Origin of the sequence: Streptomyces ureilyticus, from assembly GCF_011045025.1 — a bacterium.
Taxonomy (GTDB): domain Bacteria; phylum Actinomycetota; class Actinomycetes; order Streptomycetales; family Streptomycetaceae; genus Streptomyces; species Streptomyces ureilyticus.
The window spans coordinates 1-19,344 of sequence record NZ_JAAKZX010000116.1 but is presented as its reverse complement, the minus strand read 5'-3'; the positions used below and the strand labels follow the sequence as shown (position 1 = coordinate 19,344).

Here is a 19,344-nt window from a genome sequence, read left to right as displayed (position 1 = left end):
GGAAGTCCCCGTGGCGCCCGCCCGACGACTGACGAGGAAGTACATGAGACTGCAGGGCGTCAACGCCGTGATCACCGGAGCATCGAGCGGGATCGGCCAGGCGGTCGCCTCCCGCTTCCGCCGCGAGGGCGCCAACCTCCTGCTCACCGGACGGCGACCTGAGCTGCCCGAGGACCATCCGGACGATCTCTACCTCGCGGGGGACCTCAACGACGAGGCCTTCGTCTCCGAACTCGCCGCTCGAGCGGCGGATCACCCGGGTGGAGTGGGAGTGGTCGTCCTCTGCCACGGACTCCAGCGGTCAAGCCCGCTAGAAGAGACGACGGCCGACGACGCACGCGACGTGCTCCACAGCAACCTCCTGAGCGCATTCCTGGTCATGAAGCACCTGATGCCGCTGGCGCCCGAGTCGGGGGCGTCGATGGTGTGCGTCAGCTCCCGCCTCGGGATGGTCGGCATGCCGAACCAGACCCTGTACTCCGCCGCCAAGGGCGGCCTCATCGCCCTCGCGCGCGGCGCGGCCATCGAATGGGCGCCCCGCAACATCCGCGTCAACGTGGTGGCCCCCGGCCTGACCGTGACGCCGGTCATCGAGGCTTCGTTCCAGCGACGTCCCGATCCCGACGCCTACCGGCGCGTGAGAGAGGACTCCATCCCGCTCCGCAGGCTTGCCACCCCCGAAGAGATCGCCGACGCGGTTCTCTTCCTCGCCTGCCCGGAGTCGTCGTACGTCACCGGTGCGGTGCTTCCCGTGGACGGGGGCTACACGGCGTTCTGAAGTTCCACGGTGATACGGATCCCGCCGGCGGAGCGCGGGGTGAGGGTGAGGGTTCCGTCGTGGGCCTGGGTGATGGTTTTGACGATGGCCAGACCGAGGCCGACGCCTGCGTGGTCGGTGTGTATGCGTTCGGTGCCGCGCTGGAATGGTTCGGTGAGTGTCGAGACCCGCTCTGGGGTGAGCTTCTCGCCGGTGTTCTCGACGGTGAGCACCACAGTGTTGGGGCGGACGCTGGTCTTCACCCACACGGTGCCCTGTTCGGGCTGGTTGTGGACGATCGCGTTGTGTACGAGGTTCGTGGTCAGCTGCAGCAGGAGCGCTGGCGATCCGATGGTGGGGGCGATGTCGCCCGAGGTCTCGATGGTGACGCCGTGCTTTTCCGCCAGGGGGAGGAGCGTTTCGGTGGCTTCCTCCGCTACGAGGGACAGGTCAACCTCTTCTCGGGTGAACGACCGCTGGTTGGCGCGGCTGAGCAGGAGCAGTGCCTCGGTGAGGTCGATCGCTCGGGTGTTGACGGCGTGGAGGCGGTCGATGACTTCGCCGGTGTCGTGGTTCGGATCGGTGCGGGCCACCTCGAGGAGGGTCTTCGAGATCGACAGCGGGGTGCGCAGCTCGTGAGAGGCGTTGGCCGCGAATCTCCGCTGTTCGGCGACGTGTGCTTCGAGCCGCGCGAGCATCATGTCGAAGGCGTCGGCGAGTTCGCGGAACTCGTCCTGGTGGCCCGGCAGTTGGATCCGGTGGGAGAGCGATCCGTCCGTGGCCCGGCGGGTGGCGTCCGTGATGCGGGTCAGGGGTGCGAGCATGCGGCCGGCGAGGATCCATCCCCCCAGGAGGCCGAATGCCAGGAGGAACGCCATTACTGCGACTGCCATGGGGGCGAAACCGCGCACGAAGTCGGTGCCCGGAGTTACTGTCCATGCCCCCTCTGCGTTGGTTCGCAACCACCCCTTTCGCAGGAGAAACACTCCAATGGCAGCGATCAGCAGGAAGCCGGCGACCATGAGGAATCCGGCGTAGCTGAGGGTGAGCTTGAGGCGGACGCTCAGCCCAGGCTGCCTATCCACGGTCCCCTCCCGGAGGTCCGGTGTCGATGCGGTAGCCGACCCCCGGCACGGTGGCGATGGTCCAGGGCTCGCCGAGACGCTTGCGCAAGGCCGAGACGGTGATGCGTACGGCGTTGGTGAACGGGTCGGCGTTCTCGTCCCACGCGCGTTCCAGGAGTTCCTCGGCGCTGACGACACCGCCTTCGGCGGCGACGAGGACTTCGAGCACGGCGAACTGCTTTCTGGTCAGCGCGACATAGCGGCCGTCCCGATACACCTCTCTTCGGAACGGATCCAGCCGCAGGCCCGCGATCTCTCGTACGGGAGGCCTGGCGTGCGCCCGCCTGCGGTCGAGTGCCCTGAGCCTGAGCGCGAGTTCCTGCAGCTCGAACGGCTTCGTGAGGTAGTCGTCGGCGCCGAGCCCGAACCCGGAGGCCTTGTCGTCGAGACGGTCGGCAGCGGTGAGCATGAGGATCGGCATGCCGCTGCCGGAGGCGACGATGCGTTTGGCGATCTCGTCGCCCGAAGGGCCGGGGATATCGCGATCGAGGACGGCGATGTCGTAGGCGTTGATGCTCAGCAGTTCCAGAGCGGTGTCGCCGTCACCGGCGATGTCGGCGGCGATCGCTTCCAGGCGCAGTCCATCGCGGACGGCTTCTGCCAAATAGGGTTCGTCCTCGACGATTAACACACGCATGCACTCGATGCTACGAGCCGCCACATATCGTCGGCGTATCGAAAACCGCATACGTGCCGGCAACGCCGCGCTGCCTTCACTGGCGGCATGACCCGAACTCCATCATCAACACGAACCACAACTCGCCGAATTCGCCGACTCCTTGTCGTCGACCTGATCGCGCTCACAGCAGTGATCACCGCGGTCCTCGGCTGTCAGGGGCAGAATCCCGCGTCCACCTCGCCTTCCGCCTCTCTCCCGGCCGCATCACCACCGAATCCGCGTCACGGTGAGCACGGTGGAGCGCTCGGCGAGGCTGACGGTGTCGTCCTCGGCGACGTGACGGTCTTCGATGACGCGATTCCGGCCGTGGCCAAACTCGATCCCGATTTACGTACGGCCCTCCGTGAGGTCGCGACGGATGCCGCGGACGACGGAGTCGAGTTCTACGCCAACAGCGGCTGGCGTTCCCCGGAATACCAGAATCAGCTTCTTCGCGAGGCGATCTCCAAGTACGGGTCCGAGGGCGAGGCCGCCCGTTGGGTGGCCACCCCGGAGACGTCTCCTCATGTGTCCGGCGACGCCGTCGACATCGGGCGTTCCGATGCGGCGGCGTGGCTGTCCGAGCACGGCGCCGAGTACGGGCTGTGCCAGATCTACCGGAACGAACCGTGGCACTACGAGCTGCGCACCCATGCGATCGACGGTGGTTGCCCGCGCATGTATGCCGACCCCACCGAGGACCCGAGGATGCAGCGGTGACCGACAGCGAGCGAGGACAGGCGATCGGGCAGGTGGACACGGCGGAGACCGGACCGGCCGGCGCCGGCCGCCCTGACATCGGCTCCGGAACGCAGCGCACGGGCATCCTCCGGGATACCGGCGCCGCGACCTGGCGCGCGCGCATCCGCCAGGCGATCCTTCAGTCAATCCGTATCGGCTCCCGGCCGGACCCCTGGAAGCGCGGCCCGGTGCTCGCGGCACTGGCGCTGCTGCTGGGCCTGCTCATGCTGCTGCACGCGAAGATCCCGAACGGGAGCGGAGGCCTCGGCAGCCTGGTGGAGACCTTCCTGCCATGGTTCGGACTGTGCATCCCGGTACTACTGGCTGGAGCGCTATGGCGCCGCTCCGCCTCCGCGGTGGTCGCGCTGCTGCTGCCGGTCGTGGTGTGGCTGAACCTCTTCGGCGGGCTGCTCGGCGACAAGTCCCAGCCGGACAGCGACCTCACGGTGGCCAGCCACAACGTCGGCGCCGACAATCTCCAACCGGCCAGTACCGCCCGCGAGTTGGCGGCCTCCGGCGCGGACGTGCTGGCCCTGGAGGAGATCACGGCGCAGGCGAAGCCGCTGTACGAGAAGGAGCTGGCGAAGGCGTACCCGTACCACGCGGTGCTGGGCACGGTCGGACTGTGGAGCAAGCTGCCGCTGTCGGACACTCGGCCGGTCGACATCGAGCAGGACGCCGGGCCGCTGGGGGACACCAAGTCGGCCGAGGTCAAGCTGGCCTACAACCGGGCGCTGCGTGCCACGGTGACCACCGACCATGGGCCGCTGGCCGTGTATGTGGCCCACTTGGGTTCCGTACGGGTGACCCCCAGGACGGGCTTTTGGACGGACTCGCGGGACAGAAACGCGCAGGCGCTCGGCCAGGCCATCGCCGCCGAGCGGAACGAGCGGGTGGTGCTGCTCGGCGACCTGAACGGCACCGTGGGCGACCGCGCGCTCGACGGCATCACCTCGCAGCTGCACTCGGTCCAGGACGCCGCCGGGGACGGCTTCGGCTTCAGCTGGCCGGCGTCTTTCCCGGTGGCGCGGATCGACCAAATCCTGGTCCGCGGCGTGGAGCCGGCGAGCTCGTGGGTGCTGCCGGCCACCGGCAGCGACCACCGCCCGGTGGCGGCCGGAATCAGCTGGTGAACCTCGCGCAACCTCGCGATGGCAGCCCGCACCCGACCGCACCCGGGGTTGCCGCGATGTTGCGCGAAGTCTTGACACGTTCTGTTCGACTGCGTAGATATGACACCGCAGTCATGACAGCGCAGTCATACGGCCGGTCAGCCGGACCGGCCGAAGGGCAGCGGGCCATGACTGGCTAGGATTTGAGCCGCCGAGCATCGGGAGACGCAATGACGCGAGTGGGAGGACGGGGCGGAAGCCCCGCCGCGCCGCGCAGCGTGGACGTGGCCCGGAGAGCGGGCGTCTCGCAGAAGACGGTGTCGCGGGTCTTCAACGGTGAGCGGTACGTGTCCGACGAGGTACGCCGGCGCGTGCTCGAAGCCGCCGAGGAACTCGGCTACCGGATGAACAACGCGGCCCGGGCACTGGCCTCGGGACGTTCCCGCACCATCGGCGTGGTCACGCTGGGAACCGCCTTGTACGGGCCTGCCTCGCTGCTCATCGGCGTCGAGCGGGCCGCCCGGGACGCGGGTTACGCGATCCGGGTGGTCAACACGCTGGAGGGCGAGCCGGGAGGCGTCGCCAGGGCCGTGGAGTCACTTCTCGAGCAGGGCGTGGACGGCATCGTCGTATCCGAACCGATCGACGAGGGTTCGGTCGCGCTCAGTGTCGATGTGCCGGTCCTCGTCCTCGGCGCGCCCGCGGCGTTGGGCGGTTCACGGACGGTGGCCGCGGGGGTCGGTGCCGAGTCGCTGGCCCGGGCGGCCACCGAGCACCTGCTGGACCTGGGTCATGTGACGGTCCATCACCTGGCTGGCCCGCAGGGGTGGTTCGCCGCCCGGGATCGTCTCGGGGGCTGGCGGGCGGCGTTGTCGGCGCGCGGCAGGGAGCAGCCGCCCGTGATCGTGGGCGACTGGTCGGCCGAGTCCGGCTACACGGCGGGCCGCGAGTTCGCCTCCGCCGGAGACGTCACCGCGGTGTTCGCCGCCAACGACGACATGGCCATCGGTCTGATCCGCGCGCTGACGGAAGCCGGCCTGCGGGTGCCGGAGGACGTGAGCGTCGTCGGCTTCGACGACATCCCCATCGCGGCCTATGTCATCCCTCCGCTGACCACGATGCGCCAGCCCTTCGACGCCGTGGCGAACGACGGGATCCGGCTCCTGGTGCAGGCCATCGAGAAACCGGACGCGGAGCCGGCCCCGGCACACGATCCGCCGGTCGAACTCGTCGTCCGGGCCTCGACCGCACCCCCGCCGACCCGCCCGCCGATCCGGAAGACCCCGGCACGCGGGCGACGTACGACCTCGGACTCCCGATCGAGCGGCTCGGCACAGTTACCAGCGGCCGGGGACGGACCGCCCACCACCAGCTGATCCGCCGCCCCCCACCAACTGATACGCCCGCGCACCACCGACTGACCCCGCATACGTCGGCCTGGGCGGCACCCCGCCCACGGCCGGACGGCGAGCCGCCCTCACTGACTACCCATCAAAAAGGCTCCACAACAGTGGACTTCCGCAGTTCGGCACGTAACGCGCGCGCCTGCCGCATCAGCCCGCGCGACGCAGCCCCGGCCATGGCGACCCCGATGCCCTGGTAGCGACGTACCGACGTACGCGCACACCCCACCACCCCCTTCCCACCCCATACGAAGCGCCCTCGCCAGGCGCTCCGTTCCTCTGCCCATTCGCCTGCCCTCTGCCCATTCGTCTGCCCTTCGGCGGGAGTTCACCATGCCCCGATCCTTCGTTCGCACGTCCTCCATGAGCCGTCGGCGGTTCCTCGCCTCGACCGGCGCGGTGTCCCTCGGTGTCGCGCTCGCCGCATGCAGCGGCGACGGCGACTCCGGCTCGTCCTCCGCCGAGCCGGTGAGCCAGGCCGAGATCGACAAGGCGATGAAGACGCCGACCGAGCTGACGTTCTGGACCTGGGTCCCGCAAATCCAGCAGGAGATCGCGCTCTTCGAGAAGAAGTACCCCGCGATCAAGGTCAAGGTCGTCAACGCCGGCCAGGGCGTGGCCCACTACACCAAGCTGCGTACCGCGCTGAAGGCCGGCAAGGGCGCACCGGACATGGTGCAGATCGAGTACCAGGCGATCCCCACCTTCACGATCACCAACAGCCTGCTGAACCTTGCCCCGTACGGCGCCACGGCACTGAAGGACCAGTTCATCGACTGGACTTGGGGACAGGTCAGCGGACCCGGCGGCGAGGTCTGGGCGATACCCCAGGACACCGGACCCATGGGGATGCTCTACCGCAAGGACATCTTCGACAAGCACGGCATCCAAGTGCCCGAGACCTGGGAGGAGTTCGCGGCCGCCGCTCGCAAGCTCCACAAGGCGGACCCGGACGTCTACCTGACCAACCTCGCGAAGAACGCACCCGCCGCCTGGCACGGCCTGTTGTGGCAGGCGGGTGGCCAGCCGTATGCGACCTCGGGCAAGAGCGATCTCTCCATCAGCGTCGACGACGCTGTCTCCAAGAAGCTCGGCGAGTACTGGGGCGGGCTCGCGAAGGAAGGCGTCATCAGCACCGACCCGGACTTCACCGACCCCTGGTACGCCGGGTTCAACAAGGGGAAGTACGCCACCTGGCTCACCGCGGCCTGGGGCCCGTCCTTCCTGTCCGGCTCGGCCAAGTCCACCGCGGGAAACTGGCGGGCGGCGCCGCTGCCCCAGTGGGACGCCGCCAAGCCGGTCTCCGGCAACTGGGGCGGTTCCACGACCGCGGTCACCGCGTCCACCAAGAACCCGATCGCGGCGGCGCAGTTCGCTCAGTTCCTCAACAGCGACCCGGCGAGCGCCAAGATGTTCGCCACCCAGCAGTTCTTCTTCCCGGCGACCAAGGCCGTGCTCGCGGACGCGAGTTTCACCGGGGCCGCGCCCGAGTTCTACGGCGGCCAGAAGGTCAACCAGCTCTTCGCCGACATCAGCGACACGGTCTCGCCCGAGTTCCAGTGGCCGCCGTTCTACGACCAGGCGGCGACCGACTGGACCGAGACCGTCGGCAAGTCCTTCGCGGACAAGTCCGACACCGTCGCCGCGCTCGGCACCTGGCAGTCCCGGCTCACGACGTACGCGAAGAAGCAGGGCTTCACCGTCAAGGAGTCGTGAGATGCCTGCCACGACTGCGGCCTACGCCAGGAAGTCGCGCCGAGCCGGACCGTCCGCGCGTCGCCGGTCCGTCTCGGCAGGACCCCTGTTCGTAGCCCCGTTCCTGATCCTCTTCGTCCTGCTCTTCCTCGCCCCGCTCGGCTACGCCGCCTACCTCAGCCTCTTCCAGGAACAGCTCATCGGCGGCACCGTCTTCGTCGGCCTCGACAACTACGTCACCGCCCTCAAGGACCCGCAACTCCTCCACGGCGTCGGCCGCGTGGCCCTGTTCTTCGTGATCCAGGTGCCGCTGATGCTGCTGCTGGCCCTGCTCTTCGCGCTCGCACTGGACAGCGGCCTGCTGCGTCTGGCGCGCGTGATCCGGCTGGGCATCTTCGTGCCGTACGCGGTCCCGAGCGTCGTCGCCACACTCATGTGGGGCTACCTCTACGGCCCGGACTTCGGCCCGTTCGCCCAGCTGAGCCGGAACCTGGACCTGCCCGCCCCGGCCTTCCTCAGCGAGAGCTGGATGCTGGGCAGCCTGGCGAACATCGTGGCCTGGGAGTTCGTCGGCTACAACATGATCATCCTGTACGCGGCCCTGCGGACCATCCCGCACGACCTGTACGAGGCTGCCGCGATGGACGGCGCCGGCGCCTGGCGCATCGCCTGGTCGATCAAGCTCCCCGCGCTCCGCCCCGCGCTGCTCCTGACCCTGCTGTTCTCCGTGATCGGCAGCTTCCAGCTGTTCAACGAACCGAACCTGCTGATGAAGATCGCCCCCGACGTCATCAGCAGCTCCTACACCGCCAACCTCTACGCCTACTCCCTCGCCTTCACCGGCCAGCAGGTCAACTACGCGGCCACGGTGTCCTTCCTCCTGGGCCTGGTCATCGTCATCGCCTCCTACGCCGTGCTGCTCACCGCGAACCGAAGGAGGGAAAGGTGACGACCACCATGCCCAAGGCCACGACCGCACCGGCCGGTCCAACAGCCCCCACCGCACCGAAGCGGCGCCGGTCCGCGTCCCCCCGCCGCAGCACCCCGCTGACGATCGCCATGCTGGCGGCCCTGGCGTACTTCCTCCTCCCGCTGTTCTGGCTGCTGGTCGCCTCGACCAAGAGCACCCAGGACCTGTTCGACAGCTTCGGCCTGTGGTTCTCCGGTGCCCCGCAGCTGCTGGACAACATCAGTCACACCTTCACCCAGGACGACGGCGTTTTCGTCGACTGGCTGCTCAACACCGCCCTGTACGCCGTCGTCAGCGCGGTCGGCGCGGCGATGATCGCGGCCGCCGCCGGCTACGGCTTCGCCAAGTTCCGTTTCCGTGGCGACCGGGCCGCCTTCAACCTCGTACTCGGCGCCATCATGGTCCCGGCCACCGCACTGGCGATCCCGACCTACCTGCTGTTCGCCGAGGTCGGCCTGGTCAACACCCCCTGGGCGATCATCCTGCCCTCCCTCGTCAACCCCTTCGGTCTCTACCTCATGCGGGTCTACGCGGCCGACGCCATCCCGGACAGCCTCCTGGAGGCCGCCCGTATCGACGGGGCGGGGGAGGGGCGGATCTTCTTCCGGATCGCCCTCCGGCTGCTGGCCCCCGGCCTGGTGACCGTGCTGCTGTTCACGCTCGTGGCGACCTGGAACAACTACTTCTTGCCGCTGATCATGCTCAACGACCCGAACCTGTACCCGATCACGGTGGGCCTCTCCTCCTGGGCCGCCCAGGCGCAGAACGGCGGGGCCGGTGCCAGCAGCGACATGCTCCCGCTCGTCGTGACCGGCTCCATGATCTCCATCGTGCCGCTGGTCATCGCCTTCCTCATGCTCCAGCGCTACTGGCAAAGCGGTCTGGCCACCGGCGGCGTCAAGCAATAACTCCCCCTATCTTCCCGGAGGTTGATTCATGGCGGATCTGCCCGCCCGCGTCCTGTTCGGCGCCGCGTACTACCACGAGTACACACCCGCGTACGACCCCGAACTGCGGCCCGACGAACGGCTCAAGACCGACCTCGACCTGATGGCCGAGGCGAACTTCACCGTGATCCGGGTGGGCGAATCGGTCTGGTCGACCTGGGAGCCGGAGAACGGGCGCTTCGACCTCGACTGGCTCCAGCCCGTCCTCGACGGCGCCCACGAGCGCGGCATCTCCGTCATCATCGGCACACCGACGTACGCCGTGCCGCCGTGGCTGGCCCGCCTGTACCCGGAGATCACCGGCGAGTACGCCACCGGGCGACGCCTCGGCTGGGGCGCCCGCCAGGAGGTGGACTTCACCCACCCCGCGTTCCGCTTCCACGCCGAGCGCATCATCCGGAAGCTCGTCGCCCGGTACGCCGACCACCCGGCGGTCATCGGCTGGCAGGTCGACAACGAGCCGGGCCTGCATCTCCTCCACAACCAGGGCGTCTTCCAGCGCTTCGTCGACCACCTGCGCGCCAGGTACGGGGACGTCGAGACCCTCAACCGCGAGTGGGGCCTGGTCTATTGGTCTCATCGGCTGTCGACGTGGGCGGACCTGTGGACGCCGGACGGCAACGTCCAGCCTCAATACGACGTCGCCTGGCGGGAGTTCCAGGCCCGGCAGGTCACCGAGTTCATCGGCTGGCAGGCGGACATCGTGCGCGAGTACGTGAGCCCCGAGCAGTTCGTCACCACCTGCATCTCGTACACCCGCCAGGGAGTTGAGGACGAAGAGCTGTCCGCGCGGCTCGACATCGCCTCCGGCAATCCGTACTACGACATGCAGGACGGCCTCCTGCTCCCGGATCCCACGCCAGATGACCACGAGCAGAAGTGGAAGACCACCGGCGTCTGGTCGATGTACCAGACCGCGGACTGGATGTTCTCCTCCCGTCAGGAGCCGTTCCTGGTCACCGAGACCAACGCCCAGTGCATCGGCACTCCGTGGGACAACAGGCCCGCCTACGACGGCCAGTGGCGGCAGGCCGCCTGGGCGCATGTGGCGCGCGGGGCGCGGATGATCGAGTACTGGCAGTGGCAGACGCTGCGTTTCGGTGCCGAGACCTACTGGGGCGGTGTCCTGCCGCACAGCGGGCAGCCCGGCCGCGGGTACGCCGAACTCGCCCGCCTGGGCGCCGAGTTCGAGGCGGCCGGGCCGCTCGTCGCCGGACTCGAGCCGGACGCCGACATCACGATGGTGTACTCGACGTCGAGCAAGTGGCTGATGCAGAAGCACCCGCCGCTCGCCACCGCCGACGGCGACCCGGACCCCGCCGCCTACCACCGCATCTTCGATCCCTTCTACCGCGGCGCCTTCGAGGCCGGCCGCCAGGTGCGGATCGTGCACGCGCGGCAGTTGCACGACCCGCGCGGTGAGCGGGAGGGCGTGGCGCCGGAGGAGGCCGCACGCCGTCACCCCGTGCTGGTCGTACCGGGGCTGTACATCGCCGCCGACGCCACCCTCGACTGGCTCGCGGCCTATGCCGCCGCGGGCGGTCACCTGGTCCTCGGCCCGCGCACCGGATACGCCGACCACGAGGCGCGGGCCCGGCACGAGGCGGCGCCCGGCCGCCTGACCGAGGCGGCGGGTGTCACGTACGACGAGTTCAGCAACCTCGCGCGCGACCTCCCGGTCCGTCCGGTGTCCGGCAGCCCGCTGCGGCTGCCGCCGGAGGCGACGGCGACGCGCTGGGCCGACGGCCTGACCGTCACCGACGCCGAGGTACTGGCGGCGTACGACCACCCGCACTTCGACCGCTGGCCCGCGATCACCACGCGCCGCCACGGCGGGGGACGCGTCACCTACGTCGGTACGGTCCCGGATCGAGCCCTCGCCCGCGCGCTGACCGAATGGCTTGTGCCCTCCGCACACCACGGCTGGCGGGACCTCCCGGAATCGGTCACAGCGACAACCGGTACGTCCTCCGACGGGCGACGCGTCCACATCGTCCACAACTGGAGCTGGGAACCCGCCCGCGTCTCCGCACCCGTGGCGCTGACCGACGTCCTGAACGGCACGTCCGTCCCCGCGGGCACGGCGCTGGTCCTCGGCGCCTGGGACATACGCGTACTTGTCGCGTCATCCAACTCCTGATCTCCCAACTCCTGATCCAACCTCGCGAGCATCACCATGATCATCTCAAATCCCCGAGGAGGGGCTGTGCAGAGAAGAAGACTGGGCAAAGCGACGGGAACGTTCGTCGCGGGTTCAGCCATGCTGGCGCTGACCATGAGCAGCGCCCAGGCCTACAACCCGACGGGCGGGATCCTGTACCAGCTCGGCGATGAACCGTGCCTGAAGGGCCGGGGCAACTGCGCGATCTACGTCAAGTCGGCGCAGTTGGAGAGCGGACGTCTCGTCGCGGCGTTCGAGAAGGCCACGGTCGTCCCGGAGACGGGAAGCGCCGACCGAGAGACGATGCCGGTCTACAAGAGCGACGACCACGGAACCTCGTGGCAGCCACTGGCGGACGTCAAGGCTCCGGCGTACCTCTCCAAGGACCCCAAGTACGCGAAGTACAAGAGCAATTGGGCGAGCCCGTTCCTCTACACGCTTCCGCAGGACGTCGGCAAACTGAAGAAGGGCACGCTGCTCCTCGCGACCATCGTGACGGGCGACGACCACTACTACCTCGAGAACAAGGCAGCCGACCCGAACTGGACGCCGTCCAACGACGGAGACCGCAGTGACATGGCGCTCGCCCTGTACGCCAGCACCGACGAAGGCGAGAGCTGGAAGGTCCTCAACGTCATCGCGACAGGCGGCTGGCAGGGCGGCAGCGCGGGCGCGGTCGGCAAGAACGTCGCCAAGGCGAACACGTACAAGCAGGTCGATCCCCTCTGGGAGCCGTACCTGATGGTCCACAAGGGCCAACTCGTCTGCTACTACTCCGACGAGAACGACTACCTCGGCTACGACCCCGTCACCGGTGTGCCGAAGCTGGATCCGGACAACGACACCGCCCGGGACTCGCACGGCCAGATCCTCGTCCACAAGACCTGGAACGGCCGCAGCGCGCAGTGGAGCGAGCCCGTCGTCGACGTCGCGGGCCTGACTCAGGACATGGGCGGCGGCAAGAAGCAGATCGGCGGCGGCCGGCCGGGCATGACGACCGTCGTCCCGACGACGGACGGCAAGTGGCTGCTCCCGTACGAGTACTGGGGCGGCGGAACCAACACCCGATACGTGATCGCCGACGACCCGCTGAAGTTCTACCGCGGCGCCACGGACGCCCCCGTCACCTCCCTGCCGGTCGACGCCGGTTCGCGTCGTCTCGCGGTGAACGGCAGTCCGGTCGTCATCAACCTCCCCGACGGGCGCCTGGTGTACAACGCGGCCGGCAGCGGCAACGTCTGGGTCAACGAGAGCGGACGCAGCGACGGCGTGTGGAAGGAGTACCAGACGAACGCACCGGCCTCCTACAGCCGCAACCTGCAGTACGTCGAGGGCACCGGCCGCATCTCGATCCTCAACCACCAGGGCACCTCGACGATCGCCTTCTCCGAGGTCGACCAAGGCCGTTCGGAGGGCGCCTACTACCAGCTGGTGAACCGCAAGACCGGCCAGGTCATCGGCACCGGCGGCAAGACCAACGACGCCAACATCGGCAACGGGGACGTTCCCGACGTACACCTGGAGGACGCCGGCTCGGCGGCGAACAAGGACACCCAGTACTGGCACGTGGTTGCCGCGCCGAAGGGCGGCACGACGCTGCTGAACAAGTCGGGCGGCCGCATGGCAGGCATCTGGACCGGGAACGCGACGGTCGGCCAGAGGATCGGCCAGTGGGTCGACAACAGCCCTACAGGCGTCTGGAACCTCATCAAGACCGCCGACGGGTACTACAAGTTCCAGGCCGCCAAGAACACGAACGTCTACCTGACCGGCACATCCGCCGGCGCGCCGCTGACCCTGCAGAACGCGGTGGCGGACGGCTCGCAGGAGTGGCAGTTCGTCCAGCAGGCACCGGCCGCCGCGGACCTGACGAAGGACAGGCGCTCGAAGCCTCTGACCACGAGCACCGTCAGGCGGAACGCCACGGTGTCGCTGAACGCCGCCGCGTCGGATCCCGCGGGCACGGCCCTGCACGCGAACAAGACCGGCCGCGCCTATGTGTTCGCGGCGGACGGCAAGGTCACGGACCTCGGCCCGGTCTCCTTCGACGAGGGCCAGAGGGGCAGCGTGGCGCTTCCGGGGACTCTCGCCGCCGGTACGCAGGTCAAGATCGCCGTGGTCTTCGACGACGGGCCGCTGATGTGGGACACGGCCAAGGTGCGGGGGACCGCCTCCGGACGGTGATCTGGCGGTGATCTGAAGGCCACAAGGATCAGCATGGCTTCACAGGGCTGAGGAGCGGGCACGTCGCTCCTCAGCCCTGTGTGCGTTCTTGACCTGCGGCTACCGGGTTCGGTACGCCCGGAGGAAGGTCCGTACGCCCTCGACGACGAGTGGCCGGACGCGGGAGTCCTCCGCGGCATTCGCGGAACCGAGCCTGTCCAGTGCCACGCCGAAGGTCAGCGCGATGAACTGGTCGGCCGCGAGCCGGGGGTCGGGGACGTCGAGCAGCCCGGCCTCGGCGAGGGCGGCGAAGCGCTCGGCGATCGCCTCGTCGGGGGTGTCGGCCATGGAGTTGTAGCCCTGGTGCGGCAGGTGGCCGGATTCCGCTCGGACCAGTCGTTGCAGCGTCGCGTACTCCGCCGAGCCGAGCATGTCGGTCGCGATGCGCATCGAGAACGTGACCAGGGCGTCCTCGAGTTCGGCGGCCTCGGTGAGGTTGGTGACGGTGTCGTCGAGGGTGCGCCGGATCGTGGTGATCATCGACTGGCCGACGGCGTCGACGACTGCTTGGAGCAGCGTCTGTTTGTCGCCGAAGTAGTCGTAGACCGTCCGCTTGGACACCTCGGCCCGGGCGGCGATCGCGTCGACGCTGGACCGGTCGAAGCCGTCGGCGAGGAACAGTTCCCGGGCTGCCGTGAGGATGGCGGCCCGCTTCCGCGCGGACCCCTCACGCAGTGTCTTCGTGGTCTGCATGGGCATATCTTAGCCGTTCTACACTGCACGGTGCAGTGTAGTACCATCCATTAGCCCGGCAATGACGGAAAGGACGTTCATGACCACGACCGCAACTCTGGCTCCCCCGGTCCGTATGGGGAAAGCCGCTGTCTGGGCTCTCGGCTTACTGGCCATCTCCACCGGTGCCCTGGAATCGGTGGTGGCGCCGACGCTCCCGCTCCTGCAACGCGAGCTGGATATCAGTCCATCCACAGGGGCGCTGCTCAACATCGTGCTCGCCATCACCGGCGCGCTCGTCACTCCGCTCGCAGGCAAGCTCGGCGACCGCTACGGCGGAAAACGAGTCCTGATCAGGCTGATGGCGGTGGTCTCGGTCGGTGGCCTGGTGTCCGCGGTGGCGCCGAACCTGCCCGTGCTGCTGCTCGGCCAGGTACTGCAGGGGGCGATGATAGGCGCACTGCCCCTGTCGTTCATCGTGGTGCGTAAACACCTCCCCGCGGGAGAGTCCAAGGTGGCCATCGGGCTGGTCAGCGGGATGTTCGTGGGGGGCTCGATGGTGGGGCTTCTGGCGGCCGGGCCCGTGGCGGAAGCGCTCTCCCGACACTGGATGTTCGCGGTGCCGACGTTCGCGGTCATCGGGTTCACCCTGCTGGTGAACAGGCTGATGCCGTCTGATCCGCCGGGCCGGTCGGACGGTGCCGGGATCGACTGGCCGGGCATGCTTCTGTTGAGCGGGATCCTGCTCACGCTCATGCTCGCGCTCGCGGTGGCGCCCGACGCCGGCTCGCAGCCTCTCGTGCTCGGCGCGCTCATCGTGCTTCTGGCCGCCTTCGTGACCGGATGGGTAGCCGTTGAGCGTCGTGCGACCGCGCCGATGATCGATCTGCGCATGCTGGCACGGCCTGTGATCTGGAAGTCGTGTGTGCTGACGTTCGTGATCTGCCTCGGCACCGCGACGGGGGTCTTTCTCGTTCCGCAGCTGCTCGACGTGTCCGGCGACGGGTACGGTTTCGGGGCCAGCGCCACCGAGATCGGCTTCATCCTCCTGCCCGGCGCCGTAGTCGCGACGCTGGCCGGGCCGGCCGGTGGGTTCGGGGAGCAGCGTTTCGGCTCACGTGCCGTGGTCGCTGCCGCGGTCGCCATCATGGCCACCGCCCTGCTCGCCCTGTCAGTCGCACACACCGAGGTCTGGCACATCGTCGTCGGCAAGGCGCTGATCGCGCTTGCCAACGGCCTGTGCGTTACGGCCATGGTGACCAGCATCGCGTCTTCCGTCGATGAAAGTGACACCGGCATCGCCACCAGCCTGATCCTGGTGACTCGCGTGTTGGGCTCCGCCATGGGCGGGATGCTCGGTGGCGTGCTCCTCACCTCGGGAACCCCTTCTGGGTCCGATGTCCCGGCCGAATCGGCCTTCGTCACGGGCTTCCTCATCGCCGGCGTCGTCGCGGTGCTGGCCCTGCCTGTCGTCCGCACCATGAGCAAAGGAGCCAAGGCATGACCCGCACCGATCAGTTGAGGGATATCCGTTCTACGCCCAGGCGCAAGGTCCTGATATCCGGGGCCAGCATCGCCGGGCCGGCCCTCGCGTACTGGCTGAACCGCTACGGATTCGCCGTCACGGTGGTCGAGAAGGCGGGCACCCTTCGAGACGGCGGTTACCCCATCGACGTACGCGGCACCGCACTCGAGGTCGTCCGGAGGATGGGAATCCTCCCGCGACTGCAGCAAGCGCACATCGACCTGCGCCGGCTGACCTTCCTCGACGGGGACGGCAGCGAGGTGGCCTCGGTCAATCCGCACACCGTCACCGGCGGTGTCGCAGGACAGGACCTGGAGGTACGGCGCGGGGACCTGACCAGCGCTCTCTACGCGGCAGTCCGCGACGACGTGGAGTTCCTCTTCAACGACTCCATCGACACCCTCGACCAGCAGTCCGGCCACGGGGTCGACGTCACCTTCCGTGGGGGCAGTAGCCGTACGTTCGACATCGTGATCGGCGCGGACGGACTGCACTCACGCACCCGCGAACTCCTGCTCGGCCCCGAGGAGCAGTTCCACCGCTACCTCGGCTACTGCTTCGCCGTATTCACCATGCGCAACACCCTCGGGCTCTCCCACGAGACCCTGATGTGGAACACCCCGGGCAGAGCCGCGGCACTCTACGCCGTCGGGGACAGCGACGAAGTACACGCCTTCCTCAACTTCGCCCACCCGCAACCGCCGTACGACGCGTTCCGCAACCCGGAAGCCCAACGGGACCTGGTCGCCAAGGTCTTCGCCGACGCGGGATGGGAGGTCCCGGGCATGCTCGCCGCCCTGCACGACGCGGACGACCTGTTCTTCGACGCGGTCAGCCAGATCCGCATGCCCCGCTGGTCCAGCGGCAGGGTCGCGCTGGTGGGCGACGCCGCGTACGCCCCCTCGTTCCTCACCGGACAGGGCACCAGCCTCGCTCTCGTCGGCGCGTACATGCTCGCCGGGTCCCTGGCCGACCGCGACCACGCCGCGGGCTTCGCCGCCTACGAACACACCACCCGTGAGTTCGTGACGATGAACCAGGGGTTGGTCGGCGAGGGCGACGCCACACTCTTCCCCACCACCGCCCACGCCCTGGAACAGCGCAACGACATGCTGCGCAACCTCAGCACCATGCCCTCCGGGGAGGGCCGCCCGGCTCACTCGGCGCTCACCCTGCCCGAGTTCATGTCGATGACGTAGTTCCAGGTTCGGTGTCGTACGTGTGGTGTCTCGTCCGGCGGGCTCAACGCTGTGAAGTGGGCTCTGGCAGCGATCAGGGGGAGCCATCGCGGTGTGTCATGCCGTCAGGGGCCTGTGTCCGCTGCGTGTTCTGTACTTCGTTCAGTTGTTGCTCGTGTCCACGGGAAGAGTTGCTTCGTCGAGTGCGGCACGGGCTGCGGCAGCGAAAATGCTGATGCGCTCGGACACCAAGGTCACCTCGACTGCGTGCCGTTCCACGAACTTGATGTTGTGAGGGTGCTCAGGGGAATCGCACCAGGCGAGAAGCGTCGTGTGCATCGAGTGGAGGGCAGTCTTGACGCCGTTGGCTGCTTGCTCCACGGAGTCGGGCCCTTCGACTGCAAGAGCGGACCAGGATGCATGCGCTTCTCCCAATCTGTCGTGTGCAGCTTGGAGTTGGCGCTGAGCTTCTTCAACGTCCGCGTCACCGATCAGGGCACGTGCAGCCCGTTTCAGAGCGTTACGTGTCTCGTGGGCGGGCGCGAGAAAGGCGCTGTAGGCATCGCGTCGGGCCTGTCTGCGCCACTGTGCGTGGTCAACCGTGGCCTGGGTTCGTATCTGCTGGCGGCTCGACCACCCGGATATGGCCGATGCGGAGACGGTTCCGAGGACGCCTACGGTGGCACCCAGCAGCGCCGCGATTCCCTGATCCACAGAGAGATTGTGCACCACCTGCCCTGTGTTGTGGCTGGACAGTGGCAGCTGACGGTCACTGGGGGCGGTATGGCTGGTCACGGCCGCCGTGACCGTGGCGGAGGTCGCGCTGCCTCCCGCACTCCTCGTCCCGCGACGATGCCGTACGCGATCGCGGGCGGCATCGGGACGCACGCTGCCTTCATCTGCCTCAAGCCCCGCCAGCTCATCACGCTCTCGGGGCTCACGGTCGACACTTACATCGCCTTCGCTGTTAGGACTTGTCCGGCCGATCATGCTGGAGTCAGACCTGTCACGAGTACCTGAGCCGTCGGAGCCTTGTCATGCGCCGCAAGTATCTTGCGCCGCATGACAATGACTGACTATCTTGTACCGCATGACAAAGGGGTTGCCCGCTACCGGTGACCAGCGTCGTAGTCAGTTGCTGCGTGGAGTGCTCGATCTGTGCCTGCTGTCGCTGATCGCCGAACGGCCGCGATACGGCTTCGAGTTCGTGGCGGCACTCGCCGACAACGGGCTCGATCTCGTGAGCGAAGGCAGTATCTATCCGTTGCTCACCCGGCTGGAGCGGGAGGGGCTCATCTCCTCGTACCGAGCCCCGTCGGCCAGCGGTGGCGCCCCACGCAAGTACTACCGCCTGACCGAAGCGGGAAGTGCCGAACTGACGAGCGGCCGGGCCATATGGCACGCGTTCAGCGGGCGTGTGGGGCGGATCCTGACCGCTACCGAACCCACGGGGGGAAGCGCACTATGACGGACCAGCGAACCATGACTAACCAGCAGATACTCGCGGTCTGCCGCAGCAATTGGGTGTACCGGGGCATCGACGACGGATCCGTCCGGGAGATGCTCGATGAGCTCTCCGCTCATCTGGACGACGCGGTAGCCGCAGGCCGCACGCCCCAGGACGTCGTGGGCAGCGACGTGAAGGAGTTCGCCGCCTCCTGGGCCCGGGCCCACGCTCCGTTCGCCCGTCGGCTGCTGCGCACGGCGGCGATGGTCTGTTTCGTGATCGGCTGGCTGATACTGGCCACGTGTCTGCTCCGGTGGACCACCGAACGGGTTGTGAGCGTCAACGATGTTGCCTTCTGGACCGTCGTCGCAGCGGTCACGGTCGCCTGGGAGGTGCGGCGCGGCAGCCTGGGGCTCGGTAGGACCCTGGCGGTCGCCCTTGCCGTCGGCCTGCCCGCAGTGCTGCTCTCCCAATGGCTGGGCGGCGACGGGGAACTGTTCGCATTGCCACTGTGGGCGGCCCTGGCGCTGCTCCTTCCCGGGCTTCCGTACGCCGTCGCCGATGCGCGGAGCAGGAAGAACACCGCGCCCGGCGTCGGCTAGCTTAGCTACTTGCCCCTGAAGAAGTCGTTGGTGCCGCTGCGTTGAGCTGTGGGGAGAGCTGGTTCCGGTCGTCGAGTGCGGCGACAGTTGAGCTGCGTCGTCGGCGGCCGGGGGTGGTGGCAGTGTTGC

General features: G+C 68.2%; 16 protein-coding genes and 1 pseudogene. 13 read left to right on the top strand and 4 right to left on the bottom strand.

All coding sequences use genetic code 11. From position 1 onward, the window contains the following. Positions 1–43 precede the first annotated feature (43 nt). The gene (locus G6048_RS29675) at positions 44–778 is read left to right on the top strand and encodes an SDR family NAD(P)-dependent oxidoreductase (protein ID WP_165342675.1); all 735 of its coding nucleotides are present in this window, start codon (positions 44–46) and stop codon (positions 776–778) included. Here the strand turns inward: G6048_RS29675 and G6048_RS29670 are convergent. Then, on the bottom strand, positions 763–1,842 hold the full coding sequence (locus G6048_RS29670) for a sensor histidine kinase (RefSeq protein WP_165342674.1): 1,080 nt from the start codon (positions 1,840–1,842) through the stop codon (positions 763–765). The two genes, G6048_RS29675 and G6048_RS29670, sit on opposite strands and share 16 nt — an antisense overlap. After that, positions 1,835–2,518 carry a response regulator transcription factor gene (locus G6048_RS29665; protein WP_165342673.1) on the bottom strand — a complete coding sequence of 228 codons (684 nt, stop codon included), beginning with the start codon at positions 2,516–2,518 and terminating at the stop codon, positions 1,835–1,837. Before G6048_RS29665 ends, G6048_RS29670 begins: the two co-directional genes overlap by 8 nt. An 87-nt stretch (positions 2,519–2,605) precedes the next feature. Between G6048_RS29665 and G6048_RS29660 the strand changes: the two genes are divergently transcribed. The 8 genes and pseudogenes from G6048_RS29660 to G6048_RS29625 all read left to right on the top strand — a co-directional run. Beyond that, positions 2,606–3,259 (top strand): M15 family metallopeptidase, encoded by a 654-nt coding sequence (locus G6048_RS29660; protein ID WP_206342281.1) that lies wholly within the window; start codon positions 2,606–2,608, stop codon positions 3,257–3,259. 167 nt (positions 3,260–3,426) lie between these two features. Further along, on the top strand, positions 3,427–4,413 hold the full coding sequence (locus G6048_RS29655; RefSeq protein ID WP_328827327.1) for an endonuclease/exonuclease/phosphatase family protein: 987 nt from the start codon (positions 3,427–3,429) through the stop codon (positions 4,411–4,413). Positions 4,414–4,622: 209 nt separating this feature from the next. Beyond that, positions 4,623–5,768 (top strand): LacI family DNA-binding transcriptional regulator, encoded by a 1,146-nt coding sequence (locus tag G6048_RS29650; RefSeq protein ID WP_165342672.1) that lies wholly within the window; start codon positions 4,623–4,625, stop codon positions 5,766–5,768. Between the two features lie 360 nt (positions 5,769–6,128). Next, on the top strand, positions 6,129–7,511 hold the full coding sequence (locus G6048_RS29645; RefSeq protein ID WP_165342671.1) for an ABC transporter substrate-binding protein: 1,383 nt from the start codon (positions 6,129–6,131) through the stop codon (positions 7,509–7,511). 1 nt (position 7,512) lies between these two features. Next, positions 7,513–8,439, top strand: a complete 927-nt coding sequence (locus G6048_RS29640) for a carbohydrate ABC transporter permease (protein ID WP_165342670.1) — start codon at positions 7,513–7,515, stop codon at positions 8,437–8,439. After that, positions 8,436–9,368, top strand: coding sequence for a carbohydrate ABC transporter permease (locus G6048_RS29635; protein WP_328827317.1), 933 nt, complete (start codon positions 8,436–8,438; stop codon positions 9,366–9,368). Before G6048_RS29640 ends, G6048_RS29635 begins: the two co-directional genes overlap by 4 nt. 28 nt (positions 9,369–9,396) lie before the next feature. After that, a complete protein-coding gene (locus tag G6048_RS29630) occupies positions 9,397–11,547 on the top strand; it encodes a beta-galactosidase (protein ID WP_165342669.1) in 2,151 nt (716 codons plus the stop codon). A 120-nt stretch (positions 11,548–11,667) separates the two neighbouring features. Beyond that, positions 11,668–13,413: pseudogene (locus G6048_RS29625) on the top strand (RICIN domain-containing protein); the annotation flags it as partial. A gap of 438 nt (positions 13,414–13,851) precedes the next feature. Here G6048_RS29625 and G6048_RS29620 read toward each other — a convergent pair. After that, positions 13,852–14,484: a TetR/AcrR family transcriptional regulator gene (locus tag G6048_RS29620; protein WP_165342668.1), complete on the bottom strand. Its 633-nt coding sequence runs from the start codon at positions 14,482–14,484 to the stop codon at positions 13,852–13,854. Positions 14,485–14,563: 79 nt separating this feature from the next. Here G6048_RS29620 and G6048_RS29615 point away from each other — a divergent pair, with 79 nt between their 5' ends. Beyond that, the gene (locus tag G6048_RS29615; RefSeq protein ID WP_165342667.1) at positions 14,564–15,967 is read left to right on the top strand and encodes an MFS transporter; all 1,404 of its coding nucleotides are present in this window, start codon (positions 14,564–14,566) and stop codon (positions 15,965–15,967) included. Next, entirely contained in the window at positions 15,964–17,187 is a 1,224-nt protein-coding gene (locus G6048_RS29610) for an FAD-dependent monooxygenase (protein ID WP_165342666.1), read from the top strand. The genes G6048_RS29615 and G6048_RS29610 overlap by 4 nt, the downstream gene beginning before the upstream one ends. 141 nt (positions 17,188–17,328) lie before the next feature. Here the strand turns inward: G6048_RS29610 and G6048_RS29605 are convergent, their stop codons facing one another. Then, a complete protein-coding gene (locus G6048_RS29605) occupies positions 17,329–17,961 on the bottom strand; it encodes a hypothetical protein (protein WP_165342665.1) in 633 nt (210 codons plus the stop codon). 295 nt (positions 17,962–18,256) lie between these two features. On the opposite strand from G6048_RS29605, the gene G6048_RS29595 reads away from it, so the two are divergent. Beyond that, positions 18,257–18,634, top strand: coding sequence for a PadR family transcriptional regulator (locus G6048_RS29595; protein WP_165342664.1), 378 nt, complete (start codon positions 18,257–18,259; stop codon positions 18,632–18,634). Between the two features lie 14 nt (positions 18,635–18,648). Further along, positions 18,649–19,215, top strand: a complete 567-nt coding sequence (locus G6048_RS29590) for a hypothetical protein (RefSeq protein ID WP_165342663.1) — start codon at positions 18,649–18,651, stop codon at positions 19,213–19,215. The last annotated feature ends 129 nt before the right edge of the window (positions 19,216–19,344 follow it).